At 38.8% G+C, this 26,813-nt stretch carries 25 protein-coding genes and 1 pseudogene; 8 read left to right on the top strand and 18 right to left on the bottom strand.

Going from position 1 to position 26,813, the window contains the following annotated elements; translation table 11 throughout:
- The first annotated feature begins 38 nt into the window (after window positions 1–38).
- Window positions 39–1,058 (top strand): alpha/beta fold hydrolase, encoded by a 1,020-nt coding sequence (locus MUO14_RS00300; RefSeq protein ID WP_244755748.1) that lies wholly within the window; start codon window positions 39–41, stop codon window positions 1,056–1,058.
- Between the two features lie 108 nt (window positions 1,059–1,166).
- The gene (locus MUO14_RS00295; RefSeq protein WP_244753084.1) at window positions 1,167–1,295 is read left to right on the top strand and encodes an alpha/beta hydrolase fold domain-containing protein; all 129 of its coding nucleotides are present in this window, start codon (window positions 1,167–1,169) and stop codon (window positions 1,293–1,295) included.
- 353 nt (window positions 1,296–1,648) lie between these two features.
- On the opposite strand, the gene MUO14_RS00290 is transcribed toward MUO14_RS00295, so the two are convergent.
- Window positions 1,649–2,728: a citrate/2-methylcitrate synthase gene (locus MUO14_RS00290; RefSeq protein WP_244753083.1), complete on the bottom strand. Its 1,080-nt coding sequence runs from the start codon at window positions 2,726–2,728 to the stop codon at window positions 1,649–1,651.
- Between the two features lie 100 nt (window positions 2,729–2,828).
- On the opposite strand from MUO14_RS00290, the gene MUO14_RS00285 reads away from it, so the two are divergent.
- Complete coding sequence (locus MUO14_RS00285; protein ID WP_244753082.1) at window positions 2,829–3,719, top strand: LysR family transcriptional regulator; 891 nt, start codon at window positions 2,829–2,831, stop codon at window positions 3,717–3,719.
- A 682-nt stretch (window positions 3,720–4,401) separates the two neighbouring features.
- On the opposite strand, the gene MUO14_RS00280 is transcribed toward MUO14_RS00285, so the two are convergent.
- Both MUO14_RS00280 and MUO14_RS00275 read right to left on the bottom strand, forming a co-directional pair.
- A complete protein-coding gene (locus MUO14_RS00280) occupies window positions 4,402–4,884 on the bottom strand; it encodes a hypothetical protein (RefSeq protein WP_244753081.1) in 483 nt (160 codons plus the stop codon).
- Window positions 4,885–5,189: 305 nt separating this feature from the next.
- A complete protein-coding gene (locus tag MUO14_RS00275; RefSeq protein ID WP_244753080.1) occupies window positions 5,190–6,026 on the bottom strand; it encodes a nucleotidyltransferase domain-containing protein in 837 nt (278 codons plus the stop codon).
- Window positions 6,027–6,507: 481 nt separating this feature from the next.
- On the opposite strand from MUO14_RS00275, the gene MUO14_RS00270 reads away from it, so the two are divergent.
- Entirely contained in the window at window positions 6,508–7,053 is a 546-nt protein-coding gene (locus MUO14_RS00270) for a hypothetical protein (protein WP_318036000.1), read from the top strand.
- A 13-nt stretch (window positions 7,054–7,066) separates the two neighbouring features.
- Window positions 7,067–7,534 (top strand): hypothetical protein, encoded by a 468-nt coding sequence (locus MUO14_RS00265; RefSeq protein ID WP_318035999.1) that lies wholly within the window; start codon window positions 7,067–7,069, stop codon window positions 7,532–7,534.
- Window positions 7,535–7,994: 460 nt separating this feature from the next.
- Here the strand turns inward: MUO14_RS00265 and MUO14_RS00260 are convergent, their stop codons facing one another.
- From MUO14_RS00260 to MUO14_RS00225, 8 genes are all read right to left on the bottom strand, one after another.
- The gene (locus MUO14_RS00260; protein ID WP_244753077.1) at window positions 7,995–8,795 is read right to left on the bottom strand and encodes a class I SAM-dependent methyltransferase; all 801 of its coding nucleotides are present in this window, start codon (window positions 8,793–8,795) and stop codon (window positions 7,995–7,997) included.
- Between the two features lie 42 nt (window positions 8,796–8,837).
- A complete protein-coding gene (locus MUO14_RS00255; protein ID WP_244753076.1) occupies window positions 8,838–9,446 on the bottom strand; it encodes a hypothetical protein in 609 nt (202 codons plus the stop codon).
- Between the two features lie 274 nt (window positions 9,447–9,720).
- Window positions 9,721–10,563: a deoxyribonuclease IV gene (locus MUO14_RS00250; RefSeq protein ID WP_244753075.1), complete on the bottom strand. Its 843-nt coding sequence runs from the start codon at window positions 10,561–10,563 to the stop codon at window positions 9,721–9,723.
- A 43-nt stretch (window positions 10,564–10,606) separates the two neighbouring features.
- The gene (gene mutM / locus MUO14_RS00245; RefSeq protein WP_244753074.1) at window positions 10,607–11,416 is read right to left on the bottom strand and encodes a bifunctional DNA-formamidopyrimidine glycosylase/DNA-(apurinic or apyrimidinic site) lyase; all 810 of its coding nucleotides are present in this window, start codon (window positions 11,414–11,416) and stop codon (window positions 10,607–10,609) included.
- Between the two features lie 143 nt (window positions 11,417–11,559).
- Window positions 11,560–12,720, bottom strand: a complete 1,161-nt coding sequence (locus tag MUO14_RS00240) for an MFS transporter (protein ID WP_244753073.1) — start codon at window positions 12,718–12,720, stop codon at window positions 11,560–11,562.
- Window positions 12,721–13,053: 333 nt separating this feature from the next.
- Window positions 13,054–13,638 carry an ATP-dependent Clp endopeptidase proteolytic subunit ClpP gene (clpP, locus tag MUO14_RS00235; RefSeq protein ID WP_244753072.1) on the bottom strand — a complete coding sequence of 195 codons (585 nt, stop codon included), beginning with the start codon at window positions 13,636–13,638 and terminating at the stop codon, window positions 13,054–13,056.
- A 14-nt stretch (window positions 13,639–13,652) separates the two neighbouring features.
- A complete protein-coding gene (locus tag MUO14_RS00230) occupies window positions 13,653–14,468 on the bottom strand; it encodes an RNA polymerase sigma factor (protein WP_244753071.1) in 816 nt (271 codons plus the stop codon).
- Between the two features lie 405 nt (window positions 14,469–14,873).
- On the bottom strand, window positions 14,874–15,206 hold the full coding sequence (locus tag MUO14_RS00225; RefSeq protein WP_244753070.1) for a CHY zinc finger protein: 333 nt from the start codon (window positions 15,204–15,206) through the stop codon (window positions 14,874–14,876).
- A gap of 156 nt (window positions 15,207–15,362) precedes the next feature.
- Here MUO14_RS00225 and tlp point away from each other — a divergent pair, with 156 nt between their 5' ends.
- Window positions 15,363–15,590 (top strand): small acid-soluble spore protein Tlp, encoded by a 228-nt coding sequence (gene tlp / locus MUO14_RS00220; protein ID WP_244753069.1) that lies wholly within the window; start codon window positions 15,363–15,365, stop codon window positions 15,588–15,590.
- A gap of 123 nt (window positions 15,591–15,713) precedes the next feature.
- Here tlp and MUO14_RS00215 read toward each other — a convergent pair whose 3' ends face one another.
- On the bottom strand, window positions 15,714–16,646 hold the full coding sequence (locus MUO14_RS00215) for an SDR family oxidoreductase (RefSeq protein ID WP_244753068.1): 933 nt from the start codon (window positions 16,644–16,646) through the stop codon (window positions 15,714–15,716).
- A gap of 168 nt (window positions 16,647–16,814) precedes the next feature.
- Here MUO14_RS00215 and MUO14_RS00210 point away from each other — a divergent pair, with 168 nt between their 5' ends.
- Window positions 16,815–16,988 carry a hypothetical protein gene (locus MUO14_RS00210; RefSeq protein WP_244753067.1) on the top strand — a complete coding sequence of 58 codons (174 nt, stop codon included), beginning with the start codon at window positions 16,815–16,817 and terminating at the stop codon, window positions 16,986–16,988.
- A 144-nt stretch (window positions 16,989–17,132) separates the two neighbouring features.
- Here MUO14_RS00210 and MUO14_RS00205 read toward each other — a convergent pair whose 3' ends face one another.
- From MUO14_RS00205 to MUO14_RS00180, 6 genes and pseudogenes are all read right to left on the bottom strand, one after another.
- Window positions 17,133–17,786, bottom strand: a complete 654-nt coding sequence (locus tag MUO14_RS00205) for a DUF3889 domain-containing protein (protein WP_244753066.1) — start codon at window positions 17,784–17,786, stop codon at window positions 17,133–17,135.
- Between the two features lie 146 nt (window positions 17,787–17,932).
- Window positions 17,933–18,712, bottom strand: a complete 780-nt coding sequence (locus MUO14_RS00200) for a class I SAM-dependent methyltransferase (RefSeq protein WP_244753065.1) — start codon at window positions 18,710–18,712, stop codon at window positions 17,933–17,935.
- 96 nt (window positions 18,713–18,808) lie between these two features.
- Window positions 18,809–19,731, bottom strand: a pseudogene (locus MUO14_RS24655) (endonuclease I family protein).
- A gap of 626 nt (window positions 19,732–20,357) precedes the next feature.
- On the bottom strand, window positions 20,358–21,578 hold the full coding sequence (locus tag MUO14_RS00190; protein ID WP_244753064.1) for a cytochrome P450 family protein: 1,221 nt from the start codon (window positions 21,576–21,578) through the stop codon (window positions 20,358–20,360).
- 591 nt (window positions 21,579–22,169) lie between these two features.
- Window positions 22,170–23,333 carry a glycosyltransferase family 4 protein gene (locus MUO14_RS00185; RefSeq protein ID WP_244753063.1) on the bottom strand — a complete coding sequence of 388 codons (1,164 nt, stop codon included), beginning with the start codon at window positions 23,331–23,333 and terminating at the stop codon, window positions 22,170–22,172.
- Window positions 23,334–23,346: 13 nt separating this feature from the next.
- Complete coding sequence (locus tag MUO14_RS00180; protein WP_244753062.1) at window positions 23,347–24,495, bottom strand: NAD-dependent epimerase/dehydratase family protein; 1,149 nt, start codon at window positions 24,493–24,495, stop codon at window positions 23,347–23,349.
- A gap of 339 nt (window positions 24,496–24,834) precedes the next feature.
- Here MUO14_RS00180 and MUO14_RS00175 point away from each other — a divergent pair, with 339 nt between their 5' ends.
- Window positions 24,835–26,790 carry an AMP-binding protein gene (locus MUO14_RS00175; RefSeq protein ID WP_244753061.1) on the top strand — a complete coding sequence of 652 codons (1,956 nt, stop codon included), beginning with the start codon at window positions 24,835–24,837 and terminating at the stop codon, window positions 26,788–26,790.
- The last annotated feature ends 23 nt before the right edge of the window (window positions 26,791–26,813 follow it).

Here is a 26,813-nt window from a genome sequence, read left to right as displayed (position 1 = left end):
AAGACGCAGAAATGAATCAATGAAAGGGGTCAGTTATGATGGATTATGAAATCTTTGAACTTGGAAGTGTTACATTTCAATCGGGGGAGACGTTGCCTGACGCATTTCTCGCATTTAAGACTTACGGTACATTAAACCAAGACAAAAGCAATGTGGTTGTTTATCCTACAGCATTTGGAGACACACATAAAAACAACGAGTGGTTAATTGGCAAAGGGATGGTTCTGGATCCTGAAAAATACTTTATCATTGTTCCAAATCTGTTGGGTAACGGATTATCTTCGTCTCCCAGTAACACACCTTCCCCATTTGACAGGACAAATTTTCCGAAGGTAACAATTTATGATAACGTTAAATTACAACATAGGTTGGTAACTGAAAAATTCGGTATTCAAAAGATTGCTCTCGTAGTTGGGTGGTCAATGGGGGGCATTCAATCATTCCAATGGGGCGCCAGTTATCCAGATATGGTGGAACGAATTGCACCTTTCAATGGGGCAGCAAAGACTTGGCCACATACGTATGTAGTTCTTGACGGAATGAAAGCAGCACTCATGGCTGCAGTTAACTTTGATTCAAGCAAACTAAATCATTTGACTTCTGAAAATATGCGGGCTGTTGGACGTGTCTATGCGGGATGGGGCTTGTCTCAGGCGTTTTACAGAGAAGGACTTTATCGTGAGTTGAGATATGACTCATTGGAAGATTTTGTGGTTGGCATCTGGGAAAACAGCTTTATGAAGATGGATCCTCACAATGTCCTTGCCATGTTATGGACCGGACAGTTCGCTGATATTAGTGCAAATCCCGTCTATAACGGAGATTTTGATGAAGCACTCAAAAACATTAAAGCACTTGCCTGTATCATGCCGGGAAGTACGGATCTTTTTTGCACAGCGGACGATAACGAATACGAGGCCAACCTTATGTCTAATGCTGTTTTTAAACCAATAGAATCGATCTGGGGACATTTTGCTGGTCGAGGGATCAACAACGCCGATAATAAATTTATTGATGACAACCTAAAGCGCTTGTTGGCGAGTGATACAAACGGATAGATTAGGGGGCCCTTCAGGAATATCAAGAAAATTCAATGTCGTGATGTGAAAATACTGCCAGAGTCAGATTCTAACCAAAAAATCAATCCGCAAGAGGCTAGAAAAACGATGGATGAACCGGTATTACCGTTGGAAGAGCGTGTACAAGTCCATGCGGAAAATCTTCCGTCAGCACTCGTGATTACAGCAGAACATGATTCGATGCGGGATGAAGGAGAGTTATTTGCCAAAAATTGAAAAAAGTCGGTGTGAATGTGGAATTAAAGCAATATGAAGGAGCTGTTCACGAGTTCTTAGCGACGTGGACTCATCTGGATGAATAAAAAGATGTTTATCAGCATACGGCTAAATTTTTAAATGAAGAAATATAGTGATATTTTGGAAATAAAATAAGTGACTGAATAAAATGTCAATCACTTATTTTTAAAAATTACTCTTTTGAATGAATTCAGAGGGGGACAAGACATTCCCTGTGTGAATTTCTTTTTGTTAGTTTACATAATATATATTATAGGAAGTCATCGAGACAGGATTAAATTCCGTCTCACTAACCAAGTAAACTTATGATAGTGAGACGGAATAGGAATTTTCTATTCGCTTTTCTTATATTTAGCTGCCGGTCTAAAAATTGTATTGTTTCTAGACTGCTCCATAATGTGTGCTGACCATCCGACAATTCGACTGGAACAAAAAATTGGTGTAAATAAATCTGCAGGTATTTCAATTGCTTTCATCAATGCGGCTGCGTAGAACTCAACATTCGCATAAAGTTTACGACCAGGCTTTAATTCATCAAGCCAGTTAACTGTTTCACTTTCGACTTTTAATGTGAAATCGACCCAATTTGGCTTAGGTTCAATTTTCATTAGTTGTGCTTTTAACGCTTCAGCTCTAGGATCTTTAGCTTTATAAACACGATGTCCGAACCCCATCACTTTTTCATGATTAGTCAGCTTTTTTCTAATTACTTCTTCAACTGGTTGGTGTTTTACATCTTCTATATAATCCAATACTCCAGTCGGCGCGCCTCCATGTAACGGTCCTTTTAATGCCCCAATAGCCGCAATTACAGCCGAATATAAATCACTTCCAGTAGATATTACGACCCTGCTTGCAAACGTGGATGCATTCATTCCATGCTCAGCAGTAAGCACCATATATGCTTCAAGAGCCCGAACCTCCTCCCTCGTCTTTCTTGTTCCAAATAACATATAAAGGAAATTTTCAACGTGGTCCAACTCGTTAAGCGGTTCCACTGGCTTAAGATTCATTTTGCTGCGATAACTATATGCAACAACCGTTGGAAGTTTTGCTATCAGACGAATGGCTTCACTAGTTTGAATGGGCCACTGATCCTTAGATCTGTCTAAACAAGATATTGCTGAACGTATCGTTGCTACAATTGATTGTTTATTTGTTAATTGTTCAATCCATGCCTTCAATTCGTTATCAATTGAACGTTCCTTTACTAGCAACTCCTTCATCCATTGTAGTTCTCTTGAATCTGGGAACTCTCCTTCTAATAAAAAATAACATACTTCTTCGAAACCACGAGCACCCACTATCTCTTCTACAGACTGATGACGGTAATACAGCCTCCCCGTCTTCCCATCAATATCACTCAATTCTGTTTCAACAGCTGTAACTCCTTTTAGCCCCGGGTATAACATGCTTTCGCCTCCTTCCCTTTTATTGTAAGGTAGAAGAGTAATAATAAAAATTAAGTAATAATGATTAAATCAATAATAATTAATGATTGGTGGGCTATTGATGGAGATGAAGTGGCTTAGAACCTTTGTGTTGGCTGCTAGTGAATTAAATTATCGCAAGACAGCGGAACAATTATATATTACTCAGCCTGCTGTAAGTCTACATATTAAGCAGCTTGAAGAGGAATTACAGGAATCGTTGTTTATAAAAAAAGGTAGACACATCCAACTTACCGAATTTGGCAGAATGTTTCGTGGTGAGGCAATGGAGCTGCTGCAACATTATGATTCGGCTATTCAAAGAGTGTATAGTCTTAAACAAGGCTATCGAAAAACATTAACTATTGGAATAACTCCACTTCTGGTAGATAGTATTTTTCCCAGTGTTGTGCGAAGGTTTCAGGAGAAATACCAGGATATAGAATTGGCCATTCAGGTAGCTGAGTCGTCCCAATTACAAAATCTCGTCGAAAGTGATCGGATAGACATCGCTTTCTCGTGTTTACCTAGTTTTAATGGCAACCTATTTTGTGAAAAGCTGTTTGAAGATAGGATAAACCTAGTTACAGTCCATGATGGCTACGATTTTGAGTCAGCGCCAGCTTTTGATTCTCATGAGTTGCTTAATCAATCTATCATTTTCACTGACCACCATCCAAGTTATTGGGATCGATTAAAAAGGGAAATCCAGCGCCATGTCGCATCTCCAAACTTCTTGAAGGTGACACAATCCTATGCAACCAAAAGATTCATTTTAGAAGGGATGGGGATCTCCTTCCTCCCTGCCTTTGCTGTAAGTCGAGAAATAAAAGAAGGACGAATGCTTATGGTTGATACGCCCTTCTTCAATTTACCGCATTGTAGCATTCACACTTTATATAAATATGACCATTTTTATGAGGAGGAGTTTTTAAACTTTGTGAACCAATTTTTGTTTACAAACACGATTTAAACATCTTTTTTTCTATTAAGCACCAATGTCTAATGTAAATAACTGGTTACATAATCAAAGTTAAACATAATAAGAAGTAAAATACTAAAAGTAATAATTAAGCAGCCTATGACAATTCGCTTACCGTATTTATTCCTGTAAAATAAATGTACAAACGTAAAATACATAATTGTCGTGATACAAATGCAAACCACACCTTTTATATCTTATCGAAGGGGTAGCTGTTAAAATACATGATGAAGTAGATGAGCCATGAGCCTAAGGATATATATCCAACTAAGGAGAGAAACTTTTTTTCTTCCATCGAAAACCTCCACCTAATTATACCTAAATAATGTACGGTTAAAAATAGGAAAAGTTTCAGTATGCAGGTAGAAAAAGATTGGTTAGTTATCCAATTCGATAAAAGTCCTTTCCTCGATTTTAAACAATTTATCCAGGTAAAACATACTATAAATAGCTGTCTGTTAAGTTTAAGTGTGTCGATAGACTTGAAACTCTAGGCCATAAAAAATTTGAGGTCTTCTTGCTCTTATACCAAATGCTTAATAAATAGCACTCTATGCTGACCAGGCCCATCATAATGTGAATGAATTTGTACTCCACTTTCTACTTTATCACCTGTTAAAATTAAAAAGAACACTCCTCATTTTTACATGAAGAGCGTTAAAGACTGTAATATTTAAGATTGCACCTCTAGTATATCTTTAATCGTTACTAAGATCCCTTTGACCTCTGCATCTCTGCCGGATTGAATCAAATTAAACCACGAAATACCTGGTATAAATAAAACGAAACAAATGAAAATCATAGAGATTGTCCATTCAGGGAAAGCTGCAGGATCTTTAATTATAACCCCAAGAACTAATGAAATAACTGCAGTAAAAACACCTATAATAAATGGAGAAGGAAAGTGAATCTTGTTTACATCGTCGAGATAGGTTATCAGAGAATTGATTTTAATTTTTAATAGTCTCTTCTCTTCAGAGGTTAGTTTACTTAATTTCTTATCCAAATATTGTATATCTTTGAAGAGAGGCAAATTTACTTTGGCATTCTGTGTCATCGCAAGGTAATTTTGAAGTTTGAGAAGGAACTTTTCTGTGTCCAATTCTTTTAGAATACTGCCCCATTTCTCACTGGTAACACCTTTGCTTACTTCCACATTTACCAACTCCAACATTGTTATTGTTCATTTAACTAGTACTACGTCAGCAAGTCATTATCTTCTAGTCTCTATTTACCTGACTCTAGTACATAGATATGAGAGCATTATTTTTTCTAATCGTAAAATAACTAAATAACTTCAAAAGTCCTAATTATCGGGCAAGCTAATTAGCCCCAGACAAAGATGCCTGGGGCTAATGGATTTAATTTTATCAAAGATCAATGTCCTCTACATATCGGTTTCTCTATTATACCTTCATGAATCCTTTAAGTTACTTCAAAAGTGTAAGAAAACCCCTGTAATCACAAGACCATTTCTATTATTTTCTTACACCACTCTTCTCTTTGTTCCAAACCTGTTTCCTTACAAAGTTTCTTGTTCAGTCGCATAAACTCCGGTACCATGCTAGCCATCGTTTTCATAATATCATGAGAACTGCGACTACATTCCCAACTTTCTAATAAGGATAATTGCCATTTATTCAAACGACTTCTTTTCCCTTCTAGTTTTGACCAAACTCCATATGGACTGTCTACACGTATTCCCATTTCCATATACCAACCAGCAACTATCAACCAACGAAATCTGTCTAAATTAGATAACGCATAAAAGCTCTCATTTCTCATTACAGCCCGATACGTCTCATGCATGAAAGCAAACACCTTTCCACGCCATACTTCAAGTTCGTACGTGGTGGGGTGATATTCTAATTTGGAAGACTGGTCTAGTACTTTTTCAACTAAACCACAGGGATCATAGAGAGCTCTAAGTCTCTGTAACCACAGTGACGGTTGAAGCTCACTAGGTTCCTTATAAAAAATATCAACTTTCACAAAACAATCGAAATGTGTTACTACAATAGGTGAATCATCTGTACCTTCATAAAATAAAACGCTGCCCCATTTTTTTGGACGTTTACGCTTGTCGCGGATATAATTAGCTTTTTTCTCGGGAGTTACGATAATGTGTAAATCAATATCTGAGTAATGATCGTAATTTCCTTTTGCCAAGGACCCGCCCTGATAAATAGCTAAAACGTTGGGGTCTTTGATTAAATCATTTAGTGCATTGTGAAGTAATTCATCACGGTGTTTTGCTAATTTAAAATCCCTTTCTTCATGCCTGCTTACAAATCCCACACATCCCCAACCACTCCCTTCAAATAAAATTCAGACTATTTTAATAGTTATTCGTTATATACAACAAAAATCCTTCCAAAGGGAAACTGTCTAAATAGCTTATATCAATCGAATGTTAGCTTATGATTACACAAATCCCCAAAACAATAAATATAAACCCTAAAACTTGGAATAATAAAAAAAGCTAGTAAACATGACAGAATGAAAAACGTTTAAAATGAGGGGAATATTTTTGCAAAATTATGAGAATACAAATCGGGCCCGAAGATATAGAGCCTATGTTAGTCCTTTGGGCACCACTCAGATCCATTTAAGAAATCCTTATATAATTGCTTGGTGGTCGGCTGCTTTTCCGGGGTTTGGGCACCTTCTTCTATCTAAATATCTTAGAGGATTTCTCCTGTTTATATGGGAAATTGTTATTAACGTCAACTCAAAGTTAAATGTATCCATGGTTTATACTTTTGGGGGACAATTTGATATGGCAAAAGAGGTCCTTGAACCAAGATGGTTGCTGCTTTATATTCCTGTTTACATTTATGGGATATGGGACAGCTATCGTACCTCGGTTGACCTCAATAAAGTTTTTATACTGAGTGAGCGAGAAAATTCGGATTTTATAAATTTTCAAATTACATCATTAGAAATCAATTATTTAGACAAAAGAAAACCTTGGGTGGCAGCTATGTGGTCTTTTTTCATGCCTGGAACAGGGCAGCTTTACATCCATAGAATAGTGGTCGCCGCTTTCATTGTTACCTGGGCTGTGGTTATCGTTTACTACTCTCATTTTCTTCAAGCAGTCCATTATCTTGTTTTAGGAGATATCGGTTATGCGAATGACATAGTAAATAAGGAATGGCTAATGTTTTTACCTTCCGTTTATTTTTTCTCGATGTATGATGCCTACGTGAATACCGTAGAAAATAATAAACTTTTTGATAATGAACAAAGCAACTTTTTGAAAAAGAAATATCAAGATAGAAACTTTCGTTTACCCTTAAATCCTGAGAAAAGAGACAGGTGATCACATGTATGTAATGGCTACCTTCGAACATTCAATCTTTTTGGAATTAGGAATCTCAGCTCTGGAACAATTAAAAGTTCCTAAAGAAAATATTCTGGCTGTTCCCCTCAATAAAAGAACGGAGAAAAGCAAACTCTTTGATACGATTCATCAATCAGACGGGATTAGCTTATTTGACCTAGCAGCTGCTCTAGCGACAGCTTTCTCAGTTATTGGCGGAAGTGTAGGCTTTCATTTAGAATGGGGGCCGATTATATGGGGGATTATTGGCGCCATTGGTGGTTCTGTTTTAGGATTTCTAATCGATATATTAACGACTAAAGTAAAGCATGATCGTCAAAGGAAAGTGAAAGAGAAAACGTCGGAACTGATCCTTATCGTCCACTGTGATAGCGATCAAGTTGAAAAGATTGAAAAGATTCTCTGGGACAATCTTGCCTTTGGTGTAGCCGTTCTAGATAACGAAAATCAAAGCGTCTAAACTGAATTTTTTAATTATGACCTACATTTTATTTCATAAGTGACATGAGTTTTGGACTAATATCTAATGTTCCCTGTCTCAGCTAATTGTTATAATCCTTCAAACATATAATAAAAGCCCTGTTCCGTCTGGCTGTTATATTCAGCAAGAGCCTTTTCAATGTCTTCAGTTGTCCAATTCTCTTCCATGGGGAACCACAATGATTTGCGTAAAGGTCATCTCACAGCAACTTTTTCAAGCTGTTTGATTTTTACCGTAATCTTTTCCTACCTATGAGCGAAGATTTCTCATCTACCACCAACTTGTGGCTCGTTATTATTTGCAACTTTATTTGTTGACTCCATCGTGAACAACCATTTTTTCATCATTTTTGAGTTAATCCAAGCGTCAAACACTCTTTCTACAGTTGTTATTAAAAACGACGTGTCATCGTTGATTTAGTATCCGTTTTTATCATCCTTTATAAAAGCTCTTTAATACCAAGTTTAACAGACAAATCCACTTGTTCTTTAAATATGCCTGAATTATTTATAGCAAGCAGGCTACTTCTTAAGTCATGTTCAAACGCCTCTACTTTATTTCCGAGAAAACGCTTTGAACCGTATGATGTCGAGTAAAGATTTCCTAGTATTGTTTCAATTGTCCAAGTTATTTCATAAGGAGGCAACTCATGGATTTCCACATGAAAGGACGAATTTGATAGGATATCTTCATGGCTCTCATTAGGATGGTCATATATAGTGTTGCCAGCTTTTCTCTCACTTCCATACCAATGTTTAACCACTTCATTGAGCGTTATTTGCCAAGTGGTCAACTTTGAGGCAGGGTTATAGTTATCAATAATTGATACTCCACCGTCGACTGTAACCATATCGTATAAGTGCTCAAGAACTTTAGCGCGATCCATCCAATGAAAAGCTTTTGCTATTGTTACGAGTTTAAATTTCTCATCGTTGTTCTTTCTATAATACTCAAGACTACCGCTAAACCACTCAATGTTACCGAATCTTAATTCATTATGAATTCGGCTAGCTTCTTTGATCATTTCGGGTTCTGTATCAATACCTACAATCTTGTGACACCAATCTGAGAACCTGATTGTTAATTGCCCAGTCCCGCAACCTAAGTCGAGAAGCTGCTCCCCACCACTTAGTGCACATCTATCTACTAAAAATCGTACGAGTGAAGCTGGATACATGGGTCTATATTTCGAGTAATACTGAGCTGCTCCCTTAAATAAATCGCTGCCATATTTATTCAATCAAATTCCCTCCCCGTAAAAAGGCGATACGATATACTTGCATTAATTACCTTTACCCTTGTATAGCTTTTCTAGGCTCGCTTCTTTACTAACAGCCTCTATGGAAATACTAGTATATAACCTATTCTCTTTAAATATATTCACCTCCCATTTTCCTATTTTCGAAAATGATAACACCGTTTTAGCAAATGCTATTGGCTCTTCCGATACAAACCTTACTTTCTCCTTAGTATTCAACGGAATTAGTCCAGCTTGCTCGGGTATTGGTGTTTTAATGTTTCCGCCCTGCTCTTTTATGTCTATGTCATGATTGGTAAGCTTTTCTTTTGTTTCTTTATGGGTTGCAATAATATTCATGTCGTCCTTGATAAAATTTTTTGCTTCTCCCCAAAAATAGATGTAAAAGTTAGTTGGTTCTTTAGTTGTAATAGGAACATTTAAGATTCCGTACTTGTTTGGGACACCAATCAACTCGTACCCATGCAAGATGCCACCTCTTCGTTCTGTAATTGTAAACTCTGAAGGAATATCACCCACCATAGCCTCATGATCGTTGCTTTGAGCGGTTATCTCACCTATGGAAGAATAATCATTTAAGGCAGAGCATCCATTCAAAAGTGCTACAATAACAATGATATATAATTTCTTCATTTTAACCTCCAGTAGTTCTATTCCGTCTCCTTTACCATCTTCTACTTCTTTCTAATCCCTTCTGTTATTAGCATAATGTTCTGAACGGAGCATGAGTGCTAAAAATAGCATTTATAGTTGAACTTGCTCAGTTGTTTCATCATTTGCCGAAAAAATATGGCCGTCTATTTACCTAGTTAATTTCTATAAGGAGAAAGGTGACGGGGAAAGCGAGTCGTTCCCCTGACATCTGTCTCTGTGTCCTAACCTTTATTCCAGATAACGGCTTTTTACTTCAATTACCACATCCCCATTTTTGCTGCAATTGCCGTATCTCTTCTTTATGCGTAACTCTTTCTTTTGGTGTTTCTAGGACAAACGGAATATCCTTTAATTGTGAGGTTTTAATTAATTCATCAAACTGGGCTTCTTTTATGTATCCGTCATCGAAAATATTAGCATGGCGATCTTTCCCAGACTCGGTGGCATACTTTGAGTTGTTAAAATGGATGACATGTAAATGTTCAAAGTATCCAAGTTTAGATCCATTTCCCAATACTCCCCTCCAGTTTTCACCATTCCACAGTCCACTCGAAAAGGCGTGGCATGTATCGAGGCAGAACCCTATTTTTTCAGGTTGTTCACATAAATTACGGACCTGAACAAGCTCTTCTAATGTAGTTCCAATGGATCCAGGCTTGCCTGCATTGTTTTCAAGAAGGAGTTTACCTTTTCCTTCCCACTTACCAAGGATCTCGTTGAGTATTTCAATCATTAAGTGATAGCTCGCAAGTGGATCCTCGTTGCTGATCTGTTTTCCAAAGTGTACGACAACCCCAATCGAACCGCACGCCTCGGTAATCTCTAAATCATTTAACAAGGATTGTATAACCTGGTTTCTTTTGTGGTTATCCGTAACTGTCAATTTTGTCGGATAAGGGGTGTGACTTACAGATTCGAGACGATTTTCTTCACAAAATTCCTTACACAGCATGGTATCTTCTTTATTGAAATCCTTAACTGATAAACTTCTAGGGTTTTTAGGGAAATATTGAAAGGCAGAAGCGTTCATTGATGCTGCTTGTTTCGCAGCGCCTAAGTAGCCTTCTCTTATTGAAACGTGACTACCGAACTTCATAAAGATCCCCTTTCTATTGGGAATTGAGGGTAGAGTATAAAAACTAGGTTTGACATTCTTTACAATAAAACGTTTTTCGAGACGAGAGTTCTTCCTTGATAATCGCTGCCCCACAACGCTGGCATCCTTCGCCTTCACGATCATATACATACATCTTATTGTTATAGTTGCCTGTTTTGTTATCTTCTTTAAATAAAGCCATATCCATATAGCCACCATATTGGGTCGCTTGATGAAGGACAAAGCGGATAGATTGATACAATTGGACCTTCTGATTGTCGTTAAGTTCGTTCATCTTTCGTTCCGGTAACAGGTGTGAATGCCAGGCAATTTCATCGGAATAACAGTTCCCAATTCCTGATAAGAATTCCTGATTTACAAGGGTTGTTTTTATCCTGCCTCTTCTATCTTCAATAAGGTTTAAAAAAGTGTCGAGCGAAAAATTTACATCGAGCGGCTCTGGACCTAAATCTGTTAATTCTTGTTCTACTTCTTTCTGTGACAAAATGTGGAGATAGCCTAGTCTTAGGCCAATAAAATAGAGGTGTTGATCGCCAAAAGACAACTGTATTTGAACGGTACGATCTGGCTTTTCCTCCTCTTTCCCATAGAACATTAAGCCGCCAAGCATGAGGTGTAATAGTAAAACGTAGCCATTTTCAAGATGAAAAAGTAAATGCTTAGCTCTTCTCTCGATAGCTTTGATTTCCTGATTTTGTACCCTATTTATAAATTCATCTGGCCTAATATTGATCGATTTTTCCCGGTTAATTAGTACATCTGTGATTGTGCGTCCACCTATTTTTTGATGAAGTAAGGTCTTATAAGTTTCCATTTCTGGTAGTTCTGGCATCCTCGGTCCTCCATAGAAAAGCTGTTACCCTAATTATCCCCCAATTAGCATAAATCATTAGGACGTTAGTTAATCAGAAAATAAAAGATCCATATGGAATAAGTGGTTTATGCATGAATATCAAATATATTGCATCCCTATGATTATTTCACTTCCTCTAAACGACGTGATATGGGTAACTTGTGCATACCAATGAAGAAGCTAATAGCAGCCGCGCCACTACTGATATAAGGGAGCAACGAATATCCCCAATTTGCCACCACATAACTTCCAATGACTGAGCCGAGTGTGATCCCGATGTAAAGTGCTGTATTATTCCATGCTAGGGCAGTTCCCCGATGTTCTGAAAAATCGGCAGCTAATCGTGCCTGATAGGATGTAAACCCTGCATATCCAACCAGCGCCCAAACAAACAATATTAAATAGATCCATCCACCTGATGAAAAAAAGCCACCTAAAACAATTAGAACGATTGAAAGCAAGGCGAGCGTGACTTTGGATATAATACCCTCTCCGAAACGGCCAGTTATTTGCCCACTTGTAAGACTACCTATAACAGCTCCAATTCCATAAATTGTGACAGCTAACGAGACTTCAGAAGATGTAAATTTGTTTAGGGAGTAAAGGGCTGCTCCTAGATAAACATAAAGGGTGTACATGGAAATGGCCCAGATCGCCGTTACACTGACCGAACCCAATATTCTAACCATGTTCCCTTTTATAACTTTTCTTCCTGAAGCGACTCTTGGAATTGATTCCCATGCTTTAAAATTGATAACCGCCAAAATTGCTCCCATCAAGGCCATTGCTAGAAATACAAATCGCCAGCCAAGGAAATGCTCCAATAACGCCCCTACAGGAGCACCTGCCCACAAAGCCATTAAATGCCCGGATACTACAATGGACAGCCAAGCTCCTCGTCGATCCGAAGGGGCAACATCTCCGATAATAGCGTAAATCAAAGGTGTGATGGAGGCCACCGCCAAGCCAGCTAGGATTCGACTGCTGATTAACCATGCAAACGAAGGAGCGAGACCTGTCAAAATATTGGCAAGCACGAATAGTGACAAGCCTAATGTTATAAAATATCTTCGCCCCTTTTTATCAGAGATCCAACCGAAAAAAGGAGCTGAGGCAGCATAGGTAACTGCAAAGGTGGTTACCATCCAACCTGTGATTGCAGAGGAAATATGATATTCCTGAGAAATAAAGGGTAACAATGGGGAGACTACAAACAAATCTGTTCCCATTAAAAACAAGGTAATCCATCCAACTGTCAAACGTATTCTGCTTGAATTTTGCATCACCTATCCCCCAAAGAAAACGTTTTTATATGTTATTCGTTTGGGGATGGAAATGGTTTTATTATTTGAAAACGAATGTCTGTTGTGCAGCTAATTTAATTCGGTTGTTTAGTACAAATGAATGTTAGTGAAAATAGAGTATATCTTTTTAAGGCTCTTATGCTCATATTTGACTTATTTCTTAGTTTAATGAATGAAAAGGAAATGCACTTTCTAGAGTTTAGATCTATTGTTTTTATTTAATGAAAATGAGCGCAGATCGTATTCTTACGATAGCGCTCACTCATCGAATCAATTATTTCGTTTTTCGAAAAGACTTCCCTTGTTAAACCATCATCGATTCTCCATCAGTTTGTCGATGATTCCGTATTCTTCTGCCTCTGTTGCAGAAAGAAAATAATCACGATCCGTATCCTTCTCTACCTTTTCAAGTGGTTGCCCTGTACGTTCTGAAATAATATTATTCATTTTTTTTCTAGTTTTAATGATATGGTCGGCATGAATTTTAATATCTGTTGCCTGTCCCTGGGCGCCGCCTAATGGCTGGTGCAAAAGCATTTCGGCATTTGGGAGAGCGTATCGTTTCCCTTTTTCTCCTGCTAGAAGTAAAAATGCTCCCATTGAGGCAGCCAATCCTGTGCAGATCGTCGATACATCCGGCTTAATGAATTGCATTGTGTCAAAAATCGCCATGCCGGCAGAAATGGATCCTCCTGGTGAGTTAATGTACAAGTGAATGTCCTTATCCGGGTCTTCTGCTGTTAAAAATAAAAGCTGGGCAACGACCGAATTAGCAACTGAGTCATCAATTTGTGTACCTAAAAGGATAATTCTATCTTTTAACAAACGGGAATAAATATCGTATGAACGTTCCCCTAGGTTCGTTTGCTCTACGACATACGGTATGACATTAGACATGTTGATACTCCTTTCTACATGGCAAGTGGTAATTCTTTTCTAAGACCTTCTACCTGTGACAATATGGTCAATAACTCTAGTTGATAAAACGGGATAAACAGGGTATCCCCGTTTATTGTTATGATGGAAACTAACACATAGGAAGAGCCTGTTCCTGAAATTGTTTGTAATAACGACTGGGGATGAAGCTCTGTTCGATAGCTTTTAGCCGACATTAGAGGCTGTTGTATTTCTCTTTGATAAAGCTGAACGAAAGTTAAAGGGTCACCGTTACGAAGTCCCATTACATAGGGCAAGGTCTCATCTTCTTCAAGACTTGAAATCCAACTATCCTGTTTTATCTGCTTTACTTTATTTCGAGCACGGTGAAGGGAGGCTTTTACAGAACCTTCCGTTTCACTGATCATCTTTGCTGTTTCTCTTGTTGTTAACCCAAGTCCTTCCACAAGTAACATGGACAACCGTTGTTTAGGTGAAAGTTCACCGATAAGCACTTCAATAGCTCGGTAAACCATATCAGATGGTGAATCATCCTTCTGTTTAAATTCAGTCAAGTCCTTGTTCATATCCTCACTAGGTTTGCGTTTACGATATCCGTCAATCCGTGTGTTTGAAGCAATCCGAAACAAATAAGCTTTAGTAATAGGTTTTGGCCTGTTAAGCCAACCGATATAGGCTTTCGATAACGTATCCTGCATTAAGTCTTCTCCATCCCACTTTGACTTTGTAAGGGATAGACAGTACTTTCGTAATTCTTGAATATGAGCATTTATAGCTTCTTCAAACTCTTGTTCCAATTCCTCTGGAGTTTTTTTAACAAGCGGCCGCATGTCTTTTTTCCTCCTCTATAATGTCTTTCATAGTTATAAACGAAAAAGAAACGCTAAAAGATACGGTTAATTGAAGAAAATGATTAATTTTATTCTGAAACAGTCAAGGCGTGATCAAATATGTTCGATTATCCCTCAGTTCTAAGGTAGGATTCCTCAATCGTCAACTTTTTGAACACATACTTCTATAGAGATTTATTTCAGGAAGAATTTTTTCCATAAAATACGAGAGGGATGATTTCTTTATGGTAAGAGGGTTGAATTTGGTCATTCTTTTTATCAAATTGCTGATTAGGACAAACGAGACAAGGAAAGTTTCCCTGTCTCGTTTACTGAGCAATATCTCTTTAGCTTACATTGGATTATAGCATCTAGAGGCACACCTAATGCCTCGTATCGTTCCAATTAATGTCTAGAGGATTCTCTTGTCACATCAAAATACAGATGAAAATGATTGCTGCACTTTTCGTTAAAAAGACTGTTACATTGAGGGCAATTGGATGTAGACATATATTCATTGATCGTTAGTTCGTGTTGACAATTACCGCAAAGAATGGCTTGTTCATTCCATTGATCCTGGGGCCATTTAGTAGCAGAGTGACTGGCTGTTTCTTGGTGGCAGGCGTAGCAAGCGTAATATTCATTGCAACAATGGAACTTAATGGCAATGATGTCTACATCGGTATGGTAATGGCTACACCTAGTATGGGGATCTACGTCTATTCCTTTAACTTTCATGAGAATCACTCCTTTTTTCGTTAAGAATTCGGATGAATGGCTATATCCTATTTCAATTTTAACGCTATGTACACTTGATTGTCACCTACAACCCTTTTACATACCTTTGTTTAAAAAGTGGCATACTAATCTTCTAATGTAAAGGAGGTATGAAGTATGGCAAAACCAGACGATCGTTCCAACAATAAGGAAAGAATCGAAAATAACATTGGCCACACGTTGCAAAACATGGATGAAGCCAAAGATTATGCAAAAGCACACTCAGAAGAATTAAGTAAAGAAGAAATGAGCCAGATTAAAGAAAAGAACCAGCGTCGTGAAGAAAGCATTGAGGGGTTGCGCGAAGAAGCCAAAGATGAAGCGCATAATCAAAAAGACGTGTAATTTGGTAAGTAGACAGGCATGGATAACCGTCCATTTGACGGCGAAATGCCTGTCTTTTCACTTTACATGCCGTTCATAGCGTAAGGGTGACTCTTATTCATCAATGAACGTGCTATTGTATCCTTAAGAAGTTATGGATTCCCCGCCGTTAACATGAAGCGTTTGTCCAGTTACATAACGTGAATCGTCGGAGGCAAGGTAGACAAATGTGGGCGCAAGCTCAAATGGCTGTCCTTGGCGTTCCATGGGATTAGGTGCCTGCGTGACTTGGTCTGCGGAGAAGCTTGCCGGAATAAGGGGTGTCCATACCCGTCCGGGAGCAACGGCATTAACCCGAATCCCCTGGTCTATGATATTATTCGCTAAGGCCCGCGTGAAACCGATAATAGCGCCTTTCGTTGCAGTGTAATCAATCAATTGTTTATTCCCTGCATATGTCACAACTGAAGAGGTATTAATAATGGAACTGCCTGCTTTTAAGTATGGAAGAGCTGCCCGTGTTGTGTAGAAATGAGAGTAGATATTTACTTTAAAGGTGTCATCGAATTGCTCGTCGGTAATATCAAGCAAGCTTAATTGCTGAAATTGAATACCGACATGGTTACAAAGAACATCAAGCTGCCCAAAAGTGTCGACTGTTTCTTCTACAATATCGATACACTGCTGCTTTTTTCTTACATCACCTGGCAGTAAGATGCAACGTTTGCCGAGCTCTTCAATTCTTGCTTTTGTTCGGTTCGCGTCTTCATGTTCATCTAAATACGAAATGGCCACATTTGCTCCCTCTTTAGCAAAAGCGATGGCAGCCGCAGCGCCAATGCCACTGTCTCCACCCGAAATCAGGGCTACTTTTCCTACTAGTTTTTCACTTCCTGTATAATTAGGATTTTCAATAATCGGACGTGGAACCATCCATTTTTCCACACCAGGTTGGCGAAGCTGACGTTGTTCTGGAACAGTAACTGGAACGTCTTGATAACGCGTTATTTTACCATAATTAGGATACATTGGATAACCTTTAGCGCCAGGTTTCTTTTTATTATGTTGATCAGACATAGGCAAACCTCCTTAAAGAACCTGTTTCAGGATAATCTATGTTAAAGGAGCGATCATAATGCTTTTCATTTATAAAGCTGGTAATTGAATGACTTAAGATTTCTGGTACACGCTCATCATTAGAGAAAGTTGAATAAGGTAATAGAAATGCTCAAGGAGGTTAATGTCTTGCAATACTATCAATACAACCCGGAAGTGAAATTATTATTGGTCAATCATTCAAATGAAAAAGTACGGGTGTTATATAACGCCAACCCTTCCACTTGGCAAATGCCTAAAATCGGCCCTAGACCTCCCTATTATTGTAATCCGCGATATGAACCATATTATCCTAAAATCTAGCCCATCAGTTTAATAAATTGTTTTTACACAGATATAATGATCTCAGCGTAAGGTATAACGTCGTATAAAAAAAAAACGGGGCATGAGTGAAAACTTTACTCATGCCCCGTTAGAATCTAAGGGTATGGCCAAACCCCATCATAATTAAACTTCCTTTATATCAAACGAAATAACTCGATCAGTAGTTGGATTATAGACAACGTTACCTTGGACCTTAATTCTTTCCTGTGGTGATTGTAAAATATATTGATACGTTTCTTTCGTTTGCGTAGGTGATACTTGTGTTTTCCCTATAGTATTATATTCGGTGACGTTATAACCAGGATAGGCCGTCTGGGTAAGTTCTAATAAATATTTCCCCCATTTTTCTTGTTCCAATTCTGGAGAAGGAGTGATTTCAACATTTATAACGCCCAGATCTAGATTTGCTCCTAGTGTTTCAAAGGCTTTTCTGTGCAAATTGACTTTATTCGGTGGGTATCCTGGGACTTTGTCAACTATGGTCACTAAAACTTCCCTTTGGTTCGATAAATTCGTTATCTTGAGTGTTTGACCACACTGGTAAGGAGTATTTTCCCCGATTGCTACTGTCATATATCGATTTTCGGACCACGGGATACCGCACTGTGTAACCTGTCCTCCCTCTGTCCAGGTTGCTTGACCTCTAACGGGTTGTTGGCGGTCATAATAATAAGGATATGGTATATAACTTCTACTGTAGTTATAGTAAGGATGCTGAAGATACGGACTATTTACTTGCTGATTTACATGTGGGATATATGAGTAATTAGAATACATACTTTTCCTCCTGTCTTTACATAAACCTCATTGATAACATATGTTTTCGAAAGGTTGACCTGTGACAGGAATCCATTAATTTAGCAAAAGTTCGTAGCCTTTTAAGTCTGGAAAAGCCCAATTACTTCTTTCTTCATCTTGAGGATCTATCTTGAAACCTTGATTGCTCTTGTTGCGATAAACGTTTTTATATAGTTGTCCAGCAATCTGCTCCCCCCAAAGTCATCCTCATACAACCCTGCAATTAAAAAACCAGCATCAACTTGGCCTTGAATCTGGTCCTCTAAAGTATGGCCGAACTCGAGAGTCTGGTTGTTCTCTATATGTTGTTGAAGTTCTTCTTCATTTATATTAGATACCGATGAAAAAGGAATAGAGTGTTTAACTTCCAGAAATCCCTTTTTCTCTTGTTCATCATCGAAAATATATAGAAGCGGGTTAGTGAAGCCGGATATAAGGACACCGTTTTCTTTTAAAACCCTTGACGCTTCCATCCAAACGGGTAAGATATTTTCAACAAACACATTGGAAACAGGGTGGACGATCAGATCAAAAGATTCATCGTTAAAAAAGTGAAGATCAGACATACTTCCTTGTATTGTGTTAAGGTGTAAGCCATCTCGTTCTGCTACAAACTGATCTTGCTCCAGCTGCTTTTCAGAAATGTCTACAACTGTCACCTCTGCCCCTGCGGCAGCTAACATTGGGCCTTGTTGTCCACCTCCAGATGCTAAACAAAGAATGCTTAAGCCTTTTAAGGATGAGGGAAACCACTCTTTCGGCACAGCTCTTCCAGTTGTCACTGTTATTTCCCAATCACCGGTTTTTGCCTTTTCGATACGATCCTCATTTACTGGCTTCGTGTAGACTACTCCATCTTCAACTTTCTTATTCCATGCTTTACTGTTATGTTCAACTGTATTCATTATAAATATCTCCCTCGAAGTATACTTGTGTCGTATAGATAACATATACCTTCAATCGCTATCCCTCAACTAATCGTCGTAAAGTGAGAACTTCGGTTATAGATTCGTTATGTTCTGATTCATTTTGTCAGGAAAATCAATGAACGGATTACGATTTCCTTGTATATTATAGATCGCTAGATTGCGATGCTTTTCGTAAAGTACAGGGGGAATTTCTGATGCCAATCTAGTAACAGTGCCGTGTCGATCTCTCCCTTATATTGCTGTTCGATTTTGTTAGGATACCTCATTAAAAAATATAGCATCGCTCTAGCAACCGTGCCCTTTGCACGTTCTGGCTCAAATAAATTCTCGTTCGCTTTCCCGCAGGACTCTTCTATTCGGTTAGTCTTGATTCTTTCCGGCTTATAATCGGTAAAGTCATGGTATGGATAGTTGCTTCTTATTGAGTTACAAACGGGTTCACAAGTGAATAAGTGATGAAGATCACCGCGCATCGGCTCTTGTTCATTGAACCAAGATTGTGGTACAGAATGTTCGCAGTTGTATTTGAGGTCCTTTGCAATCTCGGTCAGCTTATTTTCCGTCTGTTTTGGATCGGAAGCCCTTGACTTTTCCATTTTTTCTTTCCGCCTTACAGAGGTTGCATGATCTTCTTTAATAACTTCTTCTGCTTCCCTTTGTTGCCCTGAGTAAATACTTTTGAGATTCCCCTCCGGCCGCAAGTCAACCCAAGGATAAACATACTCGCTCGGGTCGTAACGAACCTCATTTGTATGAGTCTTTTGGATTAGTTGTTGTAATGATTGAATGATTTCTTTATGATTGGAATTTTTGAAATCAATGTTGCTATAGTATTGCTCGATCACTCGCTTATCTTTTTCCTCATCATAATACACTTTGGGGTCTTTCTGAATTTTTTCCTTCGTTTCGGTAAGATTAGAGAGAATAGTGCTGAGACGTTGACGGTCGGTTTTCACAGGGAGAAGTCTTTCTTCTTGTTGGGAAGTTAACCTCATTTTCAAACCTCCTAAGAAATTAAATTTCAGATCATTGATAAAAATTTTCATGCATTTTGGTACACCAATATCCAACCTCTCTTTTTCCAATTCCATACCCGGATAATGCCATAGTAAACCTGTTACTTTTCACTCCTAATATTTTAATAAAAAAGTGACGAGTAAAAACTAATGAAAGGTGTAGTAATCTAAAGTTAAAACCTTTATGAAAAAGGGATGATGATCCTAATTAGAGGAGACGAATTTCTATCTTTTTAGGATCATTTTTTAGAAAGATTCATTCTCGTAATATCCGGGTTTGATTGTCTGAACGGTGTTTTCTCTACTCTACGAAAAGGCAATACTACGTTTACCGTGGACAATGGTACTTCTACCTTATCTCAGAACAACAAGATTTTTTTCGGCATCCACATCACCCCATACGATGTTTCCATTTTATAATTCCTTGTTAGGCTATGTTTAGGGCGTGATGGTCATTCCCTACAATTAATATGAAAAGGTTCACCAAGTTTATGTTGTGTATTCCAATTAAAGATAATAAAAAAACCCGCTTTTACCTACTTAGGAAAAAACGGGAAGGTTAATCAAAACAGATAACTAGTTATTAAATACAGTGTCAGTTTCGATCAAAATGACACCGGAAGTTCTTTTAACCCGCGCATAAGTATGCCAGGGCGCCATTCCAATGCTGCTGAAACAGTATTTAATTGAATCTCAGGCATACGGAATAGTAAAGTTGTGACAGCAACTTCTGCTTCCAATCTGGCAAGTGGTGCACCAAGGCAAAAGTGGATGCCTTTTCCAAAAGCGAGGTGTTTGCTTTTACCACGTGTGATATCAAATAGATCTGGATCCTCAAATTGTTCTGGATCACGATTTGCTGAATCCAGGGCAACGATCACATGATCTCCTTTGGCAATGGTTTTTCCTCTTAATTCCACCATTTCAGAAGCCCATCGGTCCGTGCTGAATTCAACTGGCCCGTTATAACGAAGGAATTCCTCAAGGGCGGAATCAATTAAGTCTGGATCGTTTTTTAATTGTTCCTTTTGTTCAGGATTTTCGAGTAATGCAAATACTCCATTCGTGATTAAATTAACTGTTGTTTCATGACCAGCGATGATCAAGAGGGAGATCACGCCGTATAGTTCTTGCTCAGAAAGGCTGTCCCCTTCTTCCTCAGACTGGATTAGCTTACTGATCATATCATCTTTAGGATTCTGGCGACGTTCAGCGCATAACTGCTTAAGATACATCACAAATTCTGTCATATGTGTTTCGACTTGTTCTGCTTTTTCTGGATTATTTGAGGCTTCTACAAGTGTATTCGACCAGGTTCGAAACTTGTCACGATCTTGGCTAGGAACACCCAACATTTCACATATGACAATAATCGGTAAAGGAAAGGCAAAGTCGTCAATCAAATTCATTTGACCCTTTTCTTGTACGTTATCAAGCAATTCGTTAGTAATTTCCTCAATTCTTCCTCGCAAACCTTCAATCATTTTTGGTGTGAAAGCTTTCTGAACCAGGCCTCTCAATCGTTTATGATCTGGTGGGTCGGAAAAAAGCATATTTCTGACAAAAATACTTGAGTTTGCTTGTGCTTCCTCCCGTTCTTCTTGCCCAAGCAGGTGAGTATAATCCTTGATAAAGCGAGGATCCTTTAAGACAGCGACAGCATCCTCATAACGCGTTACAATCCAGGAGTAGTGGCCACTGGGCATAAGTGTTTGATGGATGGGGTCCTCCTGTCTCAGTTTACTGAAGGTCGGATAAGGATTCTGATTGAACTCTGATGTAAATAACTCAATGTTCGTTGCATGTGTTCGATTTTTATATGACATTAACTATTCCCCTCTCTATTTTCAATAGCGTCACTTGCGTTATAACGGTTAAGAACCAATTAATGACTGACCGGTCATTTAATATTTAAGATAACGTATCAATCCGTTTAATACAAACCATAGAGTAGTTATTCACAAAGGTTTCATTTATTATCTACTCGATCTAAATAGGCCGATCATATCGTATCCCCCTTTGTGATCTATCTTCCAATCATTTAAATACATGACATTGACTTCTCTCGTGCTTACATATCATCCTACCTCCACTAGCTGTATGTACTTTTTTAGCTTCAATGGCAATAAAGTATCCTCCTCAGCCCTTCTCTGATGTGTCCTACTCAATCCTTGGTTTATTGTAAAACTCTGCAACTATTCGCTCTATGTAATCTTTGAAATGTGAATGGTCCAATATCCGTCTGTACAACCTTTGTTATTCCTATCATATGTTTTCTGTTTGCTTTAACAATTGAAATTATTTCTTTACTTTGGGCACTTATATTTATTGTCTGTTTTTATTTTTTATTTCGGAGTTGCTACTAAGTTTTAAGAGAGAGTCGTAAATAAGTGAACCAGAAAAAAGTCACAGAGGATTTACTCTGTGACTTTAACCTTTGATTTTTTAGCTGCTTTTGTCAGGTTCTGTTGATAAACCTCTAATGTTTGATGATAATAATCAAGAATTTGCTTAGCTGGTTTTTGCCAACTGTGTTTTTCTGCTTCTTTTCTAGCATTCTTACTCAATTGATGGTACAACTGCTCATTTTCCAGTTGATCGACCGCCTCAATCATGCTATCCGTATTTTCATTTTCGAATAATAGACCGGTGCGCCCATCTTCTACCTGCTCCATTGTCGGCCCACTCTTCGCTGCAATCACAGGTAGTCCTGAAGCCATCGATTCCAGAATCACAAGGCCCAGCGTTTCTGTTACAGATGGGAATATTAATGCATCAGAAGACGCGAAAGCTTGAGCTAATTCATCGCCATGGAGTAACCCGGTAAATACCGTCTTCGTACCTGCAAATGTTTTCTCAAGTGCTTCTTTATCTGGTCCATCTCCTACAATAGCTAAGGACAGGTCATCGCGTTTTTCAAGAAGAGGTCTGATCTTCTCAATTTCTTTTTCCGGTGCCAATCTTCCAACAAAAACGAGAAGTTTATTGTTGGGTTCCCCACCTGAAAGCCGCTCCCGCATTGCTTTATTTTTATGATCAGGATGGTAATGATCAACGGCGACTCCTCGATCCCAAACATGAACATTATGGAAGTTTTTAGCGAGCAATTCTCCTTGAATCGCTTTCGAAGTACATAAATTCACATCAGCGTAATTATGCAATTTTCTAAAATACCACCATACAGCTGGCACAAAAGGATACAAACGATAATAATTTAAATACTTTGGCACGTGCGTATGATAGGAAGCTAGTAAAGGATAACTCAGCTTGTTGGCATAGTACACACCTGCCGCTCCTACAAACGCAGGATTAACGACGTGAACTAGATCCGGATCATGCTTTTGAAGCAACTTTTTCACCTTTCTCTGCGGCATAGAAAACTTCTTAGAGCGGTAAAAAGGCAGTGTCGTTGTCTTCACACCTTCGACAATCGCACCCTCATATTCTGTTACACCGAGGTCTGGAGCGATAACAATGACTTCATGATCTTGCTTGCGCAAATATTTGATTGCTTCCTTCAGTCTTGTTACGACCCCATCCGTTGATGGCAAAAAAGTCTCTGTTATGATGGCGATTTTCAAAGCAGTTAACCCCTTACTTCCAAGTTATAGATGGTAATACATTATCTTCAATAATACGCTCTTTATTTTCGATAGCTACTCGTAGAATATCACGAATAACTTCATCCGTAAGCAAGTGCGGTTCAAGACCAAGGTCGCGAAGTTTCGTGTTTATTGCATTATAATAATGATCTTCAGCTTCGATACGAGGGTTTTCAATCTTCTTCACTCTTGTATCGAGACCTTCTTCTTTAGCGATTTTCTGCACCCGCTCAGCTAATTCGTTCACAGAGAACCATTCCGTAAATTGGTTGAATACACGGAATTCGCCTTGATCTGCTGGGTTCTCTGCAGCAATTTCTACACAACGGACTGTATCTTCAATATTTAGAAAAGCACGTGTTTGCCCGCCACTTCCGTAAACAGTAATATCATGACCGATGGCTGCTTGGTTGATGAAACGGTTCAAAGCTGTACCATAAACCCCATCGTAATCTACCCGGTTAGCTAATACTGGATCCATCTTCGTTTCTTCTGTATGTAATCCATACACAACACCCTGATTTAAGTCTGTCGCACGGATACCCCAGATTTTACAAGCAAACATAATATTATGGCTGTCATGTACTTTTGACAAATGATAGAAGGAACCAGGCTGCTTCGGATATGGAAGTAGATCTTTCCGTCCTTTATGTTCAATTTCAATGTAACCTTCTTCAATATCTATGTTAGGCGTACCATACTCTCCCATTGTTCCCAATTTAATAAGATGGCATTCAGGAGCGAATTCTTTAATTGCGTAAAGAACGTTTAAGTTTCCGATCACATTGTTTGATTGCGTGTAAACCGCATGTTCGCGATCAATCATGGAATAGGGAGCTGAACGTTGCTCGGCAAAATGAACGAAAGCATCCGGATTTATTTGACGGAACACTTCGCGAAGGAAATCATAGTGATTCAAATCACCGATAAATGTACGAATCGTATTTCCGCTTAACTCTTTCCACTTTGCTACTCGCTCCTCTAACGCTGCTATAGGTGTGACCGAGTTAGAGTTTAATTCATTATCAATTTTTCTACGGACTAAATTATCTACAATCGTCACTTCATGTCCTTGCTTTGATAGGTATAAGGCGGTCGGCCAACCGCAAAAACCGTCTCCCCCTGCTACAATAATTTTCATAATCTACCTCCTAGTTCCATATCTGCTAGTATCAAATTTCTTTTTAGGATAACATCCTTATATAGGATAACATTCTTTTAAAAGCGATGGTAATAAAAAATGTTCACAGAGCTTCCTTGGTATATTCGTTATTAATCCTTCACCCTTTTCGATTTGACTTTATCACTAAATGGAGGTCAAGACAATAAATTATATCTTTCCAAGAGACAACACTACTCAACATACCCGTAATGATTAAATATTTTGCAAAAATACTGAACTATCATTCATTTATATGATGTTTTTCGTTATACTATAATTAGAATATTTCTGATACTTGTTACCTTTAGGAGGATGATTATGTCAACATATGAAGCTGCATGGTTCCCTAGTGATAAACAAAAAGAAAATACTCGTCTATATAAATGGATGAAGAAACACGGATATGAAAATTATGATAGTTTCCAAAAAAAATCCACAGAAGATATTGCGTGGTTCTGGGATGAAGCCGTTGCTGAATTAGGCGTTGAATGGGAACAGCCTTATACACAAACACTCGATCTATCTTCAGGTATCAAATATCCTGAATGGTTTGTGAATGGAAGAATGAATGTTGCGCATAATGCCCTCGATAAATGGTCTCACATGGAGGATAAAAAGGATGACGTCGCCCTTTATTGGGAAGGTGACGATGGCATGAAACGTACGTTTACTTATATTGAGCTTTACGAAGAAGTGAATGCGTTTGCAAATGGACTTGAAAAGCTCGGCCTTGGAAAAGGCGATGTCATCACAATCTATCTGCCTATGCTTCCTGAAACGCTGATTTCAATGCTCGCAGTCTCAAAAATCGGCGCGATCTTCTGCCCCACTTTTTCAGGCTACAAAGCAGAAGCCATTGCGACGAGAATACAAGCGGCTCAATCAAAGGTGCTCATCACGGCCGATGGATTTTACCGAAGAGGAAAATCCATCAATATGAAGGATGAGGCTGATTTGGCTGCGGATCAATGTAACACACTTGAGCATGTTATCGTTGTCGAGCGTTCACAACAGGAGACCGCCTGGAATGAGAAACGAGACCTTACATTTGAGCAGGTCAAAGATCATAATCAAACTTATAAGACGAAACCGACAAACGCAAACGACCCCTATATGCTTATTTATACATCTGGTACAACTGGCAAGCCTAAAGGAGTCCTCCATACGCATGCTGGCTTCCCAATCAAATCTGCCTTTGATGCCGGTCTCTGCATGGACGTTACCTCTGACGATACGATCTTTTGGTTCACTGATATGGGCTGGATGATGGGGCCATTCCTCGTTTATGGAGGGCTGATGAACGGGGCTTCGATCGTTATGTTCGAAGGCACGCCAGACTACCCGCAGCCTGATCGATTATGGGAACTGGTTGATCGTTATCAAGTCACTCACCTGGGGATCTCCCCTACTTTGATTCGTTCGATGATCAAGCACGGGATAGATTGGATTGAAAAACACGACTTATCTTCATTAAAATTGATCGGATCAACAGGTGAACCGTGGAATCCTGAACCATGGCATTGGTTATTTAGAAATGTTGGCAACTCTACGATCCCGATATTTAATTACTCTGGTGGAACAGAAGTTTCCGGCGGTATTTTCGGAAATGTTCTCGTTAAGCCAATTCAACCGGTTACCTTTAACGCAGCTTTGCCCGGCATGGATGTAGATGTGTATGATGACGAAGGGAATTCGCTTACAAATAAAGTCGGCGAACTCGTCCTTAAACAGCCATGGGTCGGGATGACAAAGGGTTTTTATCAAGACAACAAACGCTATGAACAAACCTATTGGAGCAAGTTTGAGGATACGTGGGTTCATGGAGACTGGGTAACCGTTGATGAGGATGGCTATTATACGATTACCGGTCGATCTGATGATGTATTAAATGTTGCAGGAAAACGGCTCGGACCAGCTGAGGTCGAATCTGTTCTTGTATCACATGATGCTGTCATTGAAGCAGGCGTCATCGGAGTGCCCCATGATGTTAAGGGAGAAGAAGCAGTTGCTTTTGCTGTGTTAAAATCTGACCAAACAGACTCTTTAATGGGGGAGCTTAAGGAATATTTGGCGAATAAATTAGGGAAAGCTCTTGCTCCAAAGAAGGTTTTTGCTGTAAGTGACTTACCAAAAACGAGAAACGCCAAGGTGATGCGCCGCGCCATTAAGTCAGCCTATTTAAATGAACCAACAGGCGATTTGAGTGCCCTTGAAAATCCGCAGGCTGTTGACGAAATCCGCTCCATTGGGCTAGATCAACCGTTAAATAAATAACCAAAAAATCCACTGCCATTTCA

Source organism: Halobacillus shinanisalinarum, assembly GCF_022919835.1.
GTDB lineage: Bacteria > Bacillota > Bacilli > Bacillales > Halobacillaceae > Halobacillus_A > Halobacillus_A shinanisalinarum.
This window is presented reverse-complemented; position numbering and strand designations above follow the sequence as displayed.

Bases quoted from the DNA above. Each gene is read 5' to 3' on its own strand.
- MUO14_RS00295 (WP_244753084.1), top strand. From the start codon at position 1,167: ATGGATGAACCGGTATTACCGTTGGAAGAGCGTGTACAAGTCCATGCG.
- MUO14_RS00225 (WP_244753070.1), bottom strand. From the start codon at position 15,206: ATGAAAGTTAAAGGAATAGACGTAGATCCCCATACTAGGTGTAGCCAT.
- MUO14_RS00190 (WP_244753064.1), bottom strand. From the start codon at position 21,578: ATGTCATATAAAAATCGAACACATGCAACGAACATTGAGTTATTTACA.
- MUO14_RS00200 (WP_244753065.1), bottom strand. From the start codon at position 18,712: ATGAATACAGTTGAACATAACAGTAAAGCATGGAATAAGAAAGTTGAA.
- MUO14_RS00215 (WP_244753068.1), bottom strand. From the start codon at position 16,646: ATGTCTGATCAACATAATAAAAAGAAACCTGGCGCTAAAGGTTATCCA.
- MUO14_RS00255 (WP_244753076.1), bottom strand. From the start codon at position 9,446: ATGAAGAAATTATATATCATTGTTATTGTAGCACTTTTGAATGGATGC.
- MUO14_RS00175 (WP_244753061.1), top strand. From the start codon at position 24,835: ATGTCAACATATGAAGCTGCATGGTTCCCTAGTGATAAACAAAAAGAA.
- MUO14_RS00270 (WP_318036000.1), top strand. From the start codon at position 6,508: ATGGCAAAAGAGGTCCTTGAACCAAGATGGTTGCTGCTTTATATTCCT.
- MUO14_RS00240 (WP_244753073.1), bottom strand. From the start codon at position 12,720: ATGCAAAATTCAAGCAGAATACGTTTGACAGTTGGATGGATTACCTTG.
- MUO14_RS00250 (WP_244753075.1), bottom strand. From the start codon at position 10,563: ATGAAGTTCGGTAGTCACGTTTCAATAAGAGAAGGCTACTTAGGCGCT.
- MUO14_RS00300 (WP_244755748.1), top strand. From the start codon at position 39: ATGGATTATGAAATCTTTGAACTTGGAAGTGTTACATTTCAATCGGGG.
- MUO14_RS00290 (WP_244753083.1), bottom strand. From the start codon at position 2,728: ATGTTATACCCGGGGCTAAAAGGAGTTACAGCTGTTGAAACAGAATTG.
- MUO14_RS00180 (WP_244753062.1), bottom strand. From the start codon at position 24,495: ATGAAAATTATTGTAGCAGGGGGAGACGGTTTTTGCGGTTGGCCGACC.
- mutM (WP_244753074.1), bottom strand. From the start codon at position 11,416: ATGCCAGAACTACCAGAAATGGAAACTTATAAGACCTTACTTCATCAA.
- tlp (WP_244753069.1), top strand. From the start codon at position 15,363: ATGGCAAAACCAGACGATCGTTCCAACAATAAGGAAAGAATCGAAAAT.
- clpP (WP_244753072.1), bottom strand. From the start codon at position 13,638: ATGTCTAATGTCATACCGTATGTCGTAGAGCAAACGAACCTAGGGGAA.
- MUO14_RS00205 (WP_244753066.1), bottom strand. From the start codon at position 17,786: ATGTATTCTAATTACTCATATATCCCACATGTAAATCAGCAAGTAAAT.
- MUO14_RS00285 (WP_244753082.1), top strand. From the start codon at position 2,829: ATGGAGATGAAGTGGCTTAGAACCTTTGTGTTGGCTGCTAGTGAATTA.
- MUO14_RS00265 (WP_318035999.1), top strand. From the start codon at position 7,067: ATGGCTACCTTCGAACATTCAATCTTTTTGGAATTAGGAATCTCAGCT.
- MUO14_RS00230 (WP_244753071.1), bottom strand. From the start codon at position 14,468: ATGCGGCCGCTTGTTAAAAAAACTCCAGAGGAATTGGAACAAGAGTTT.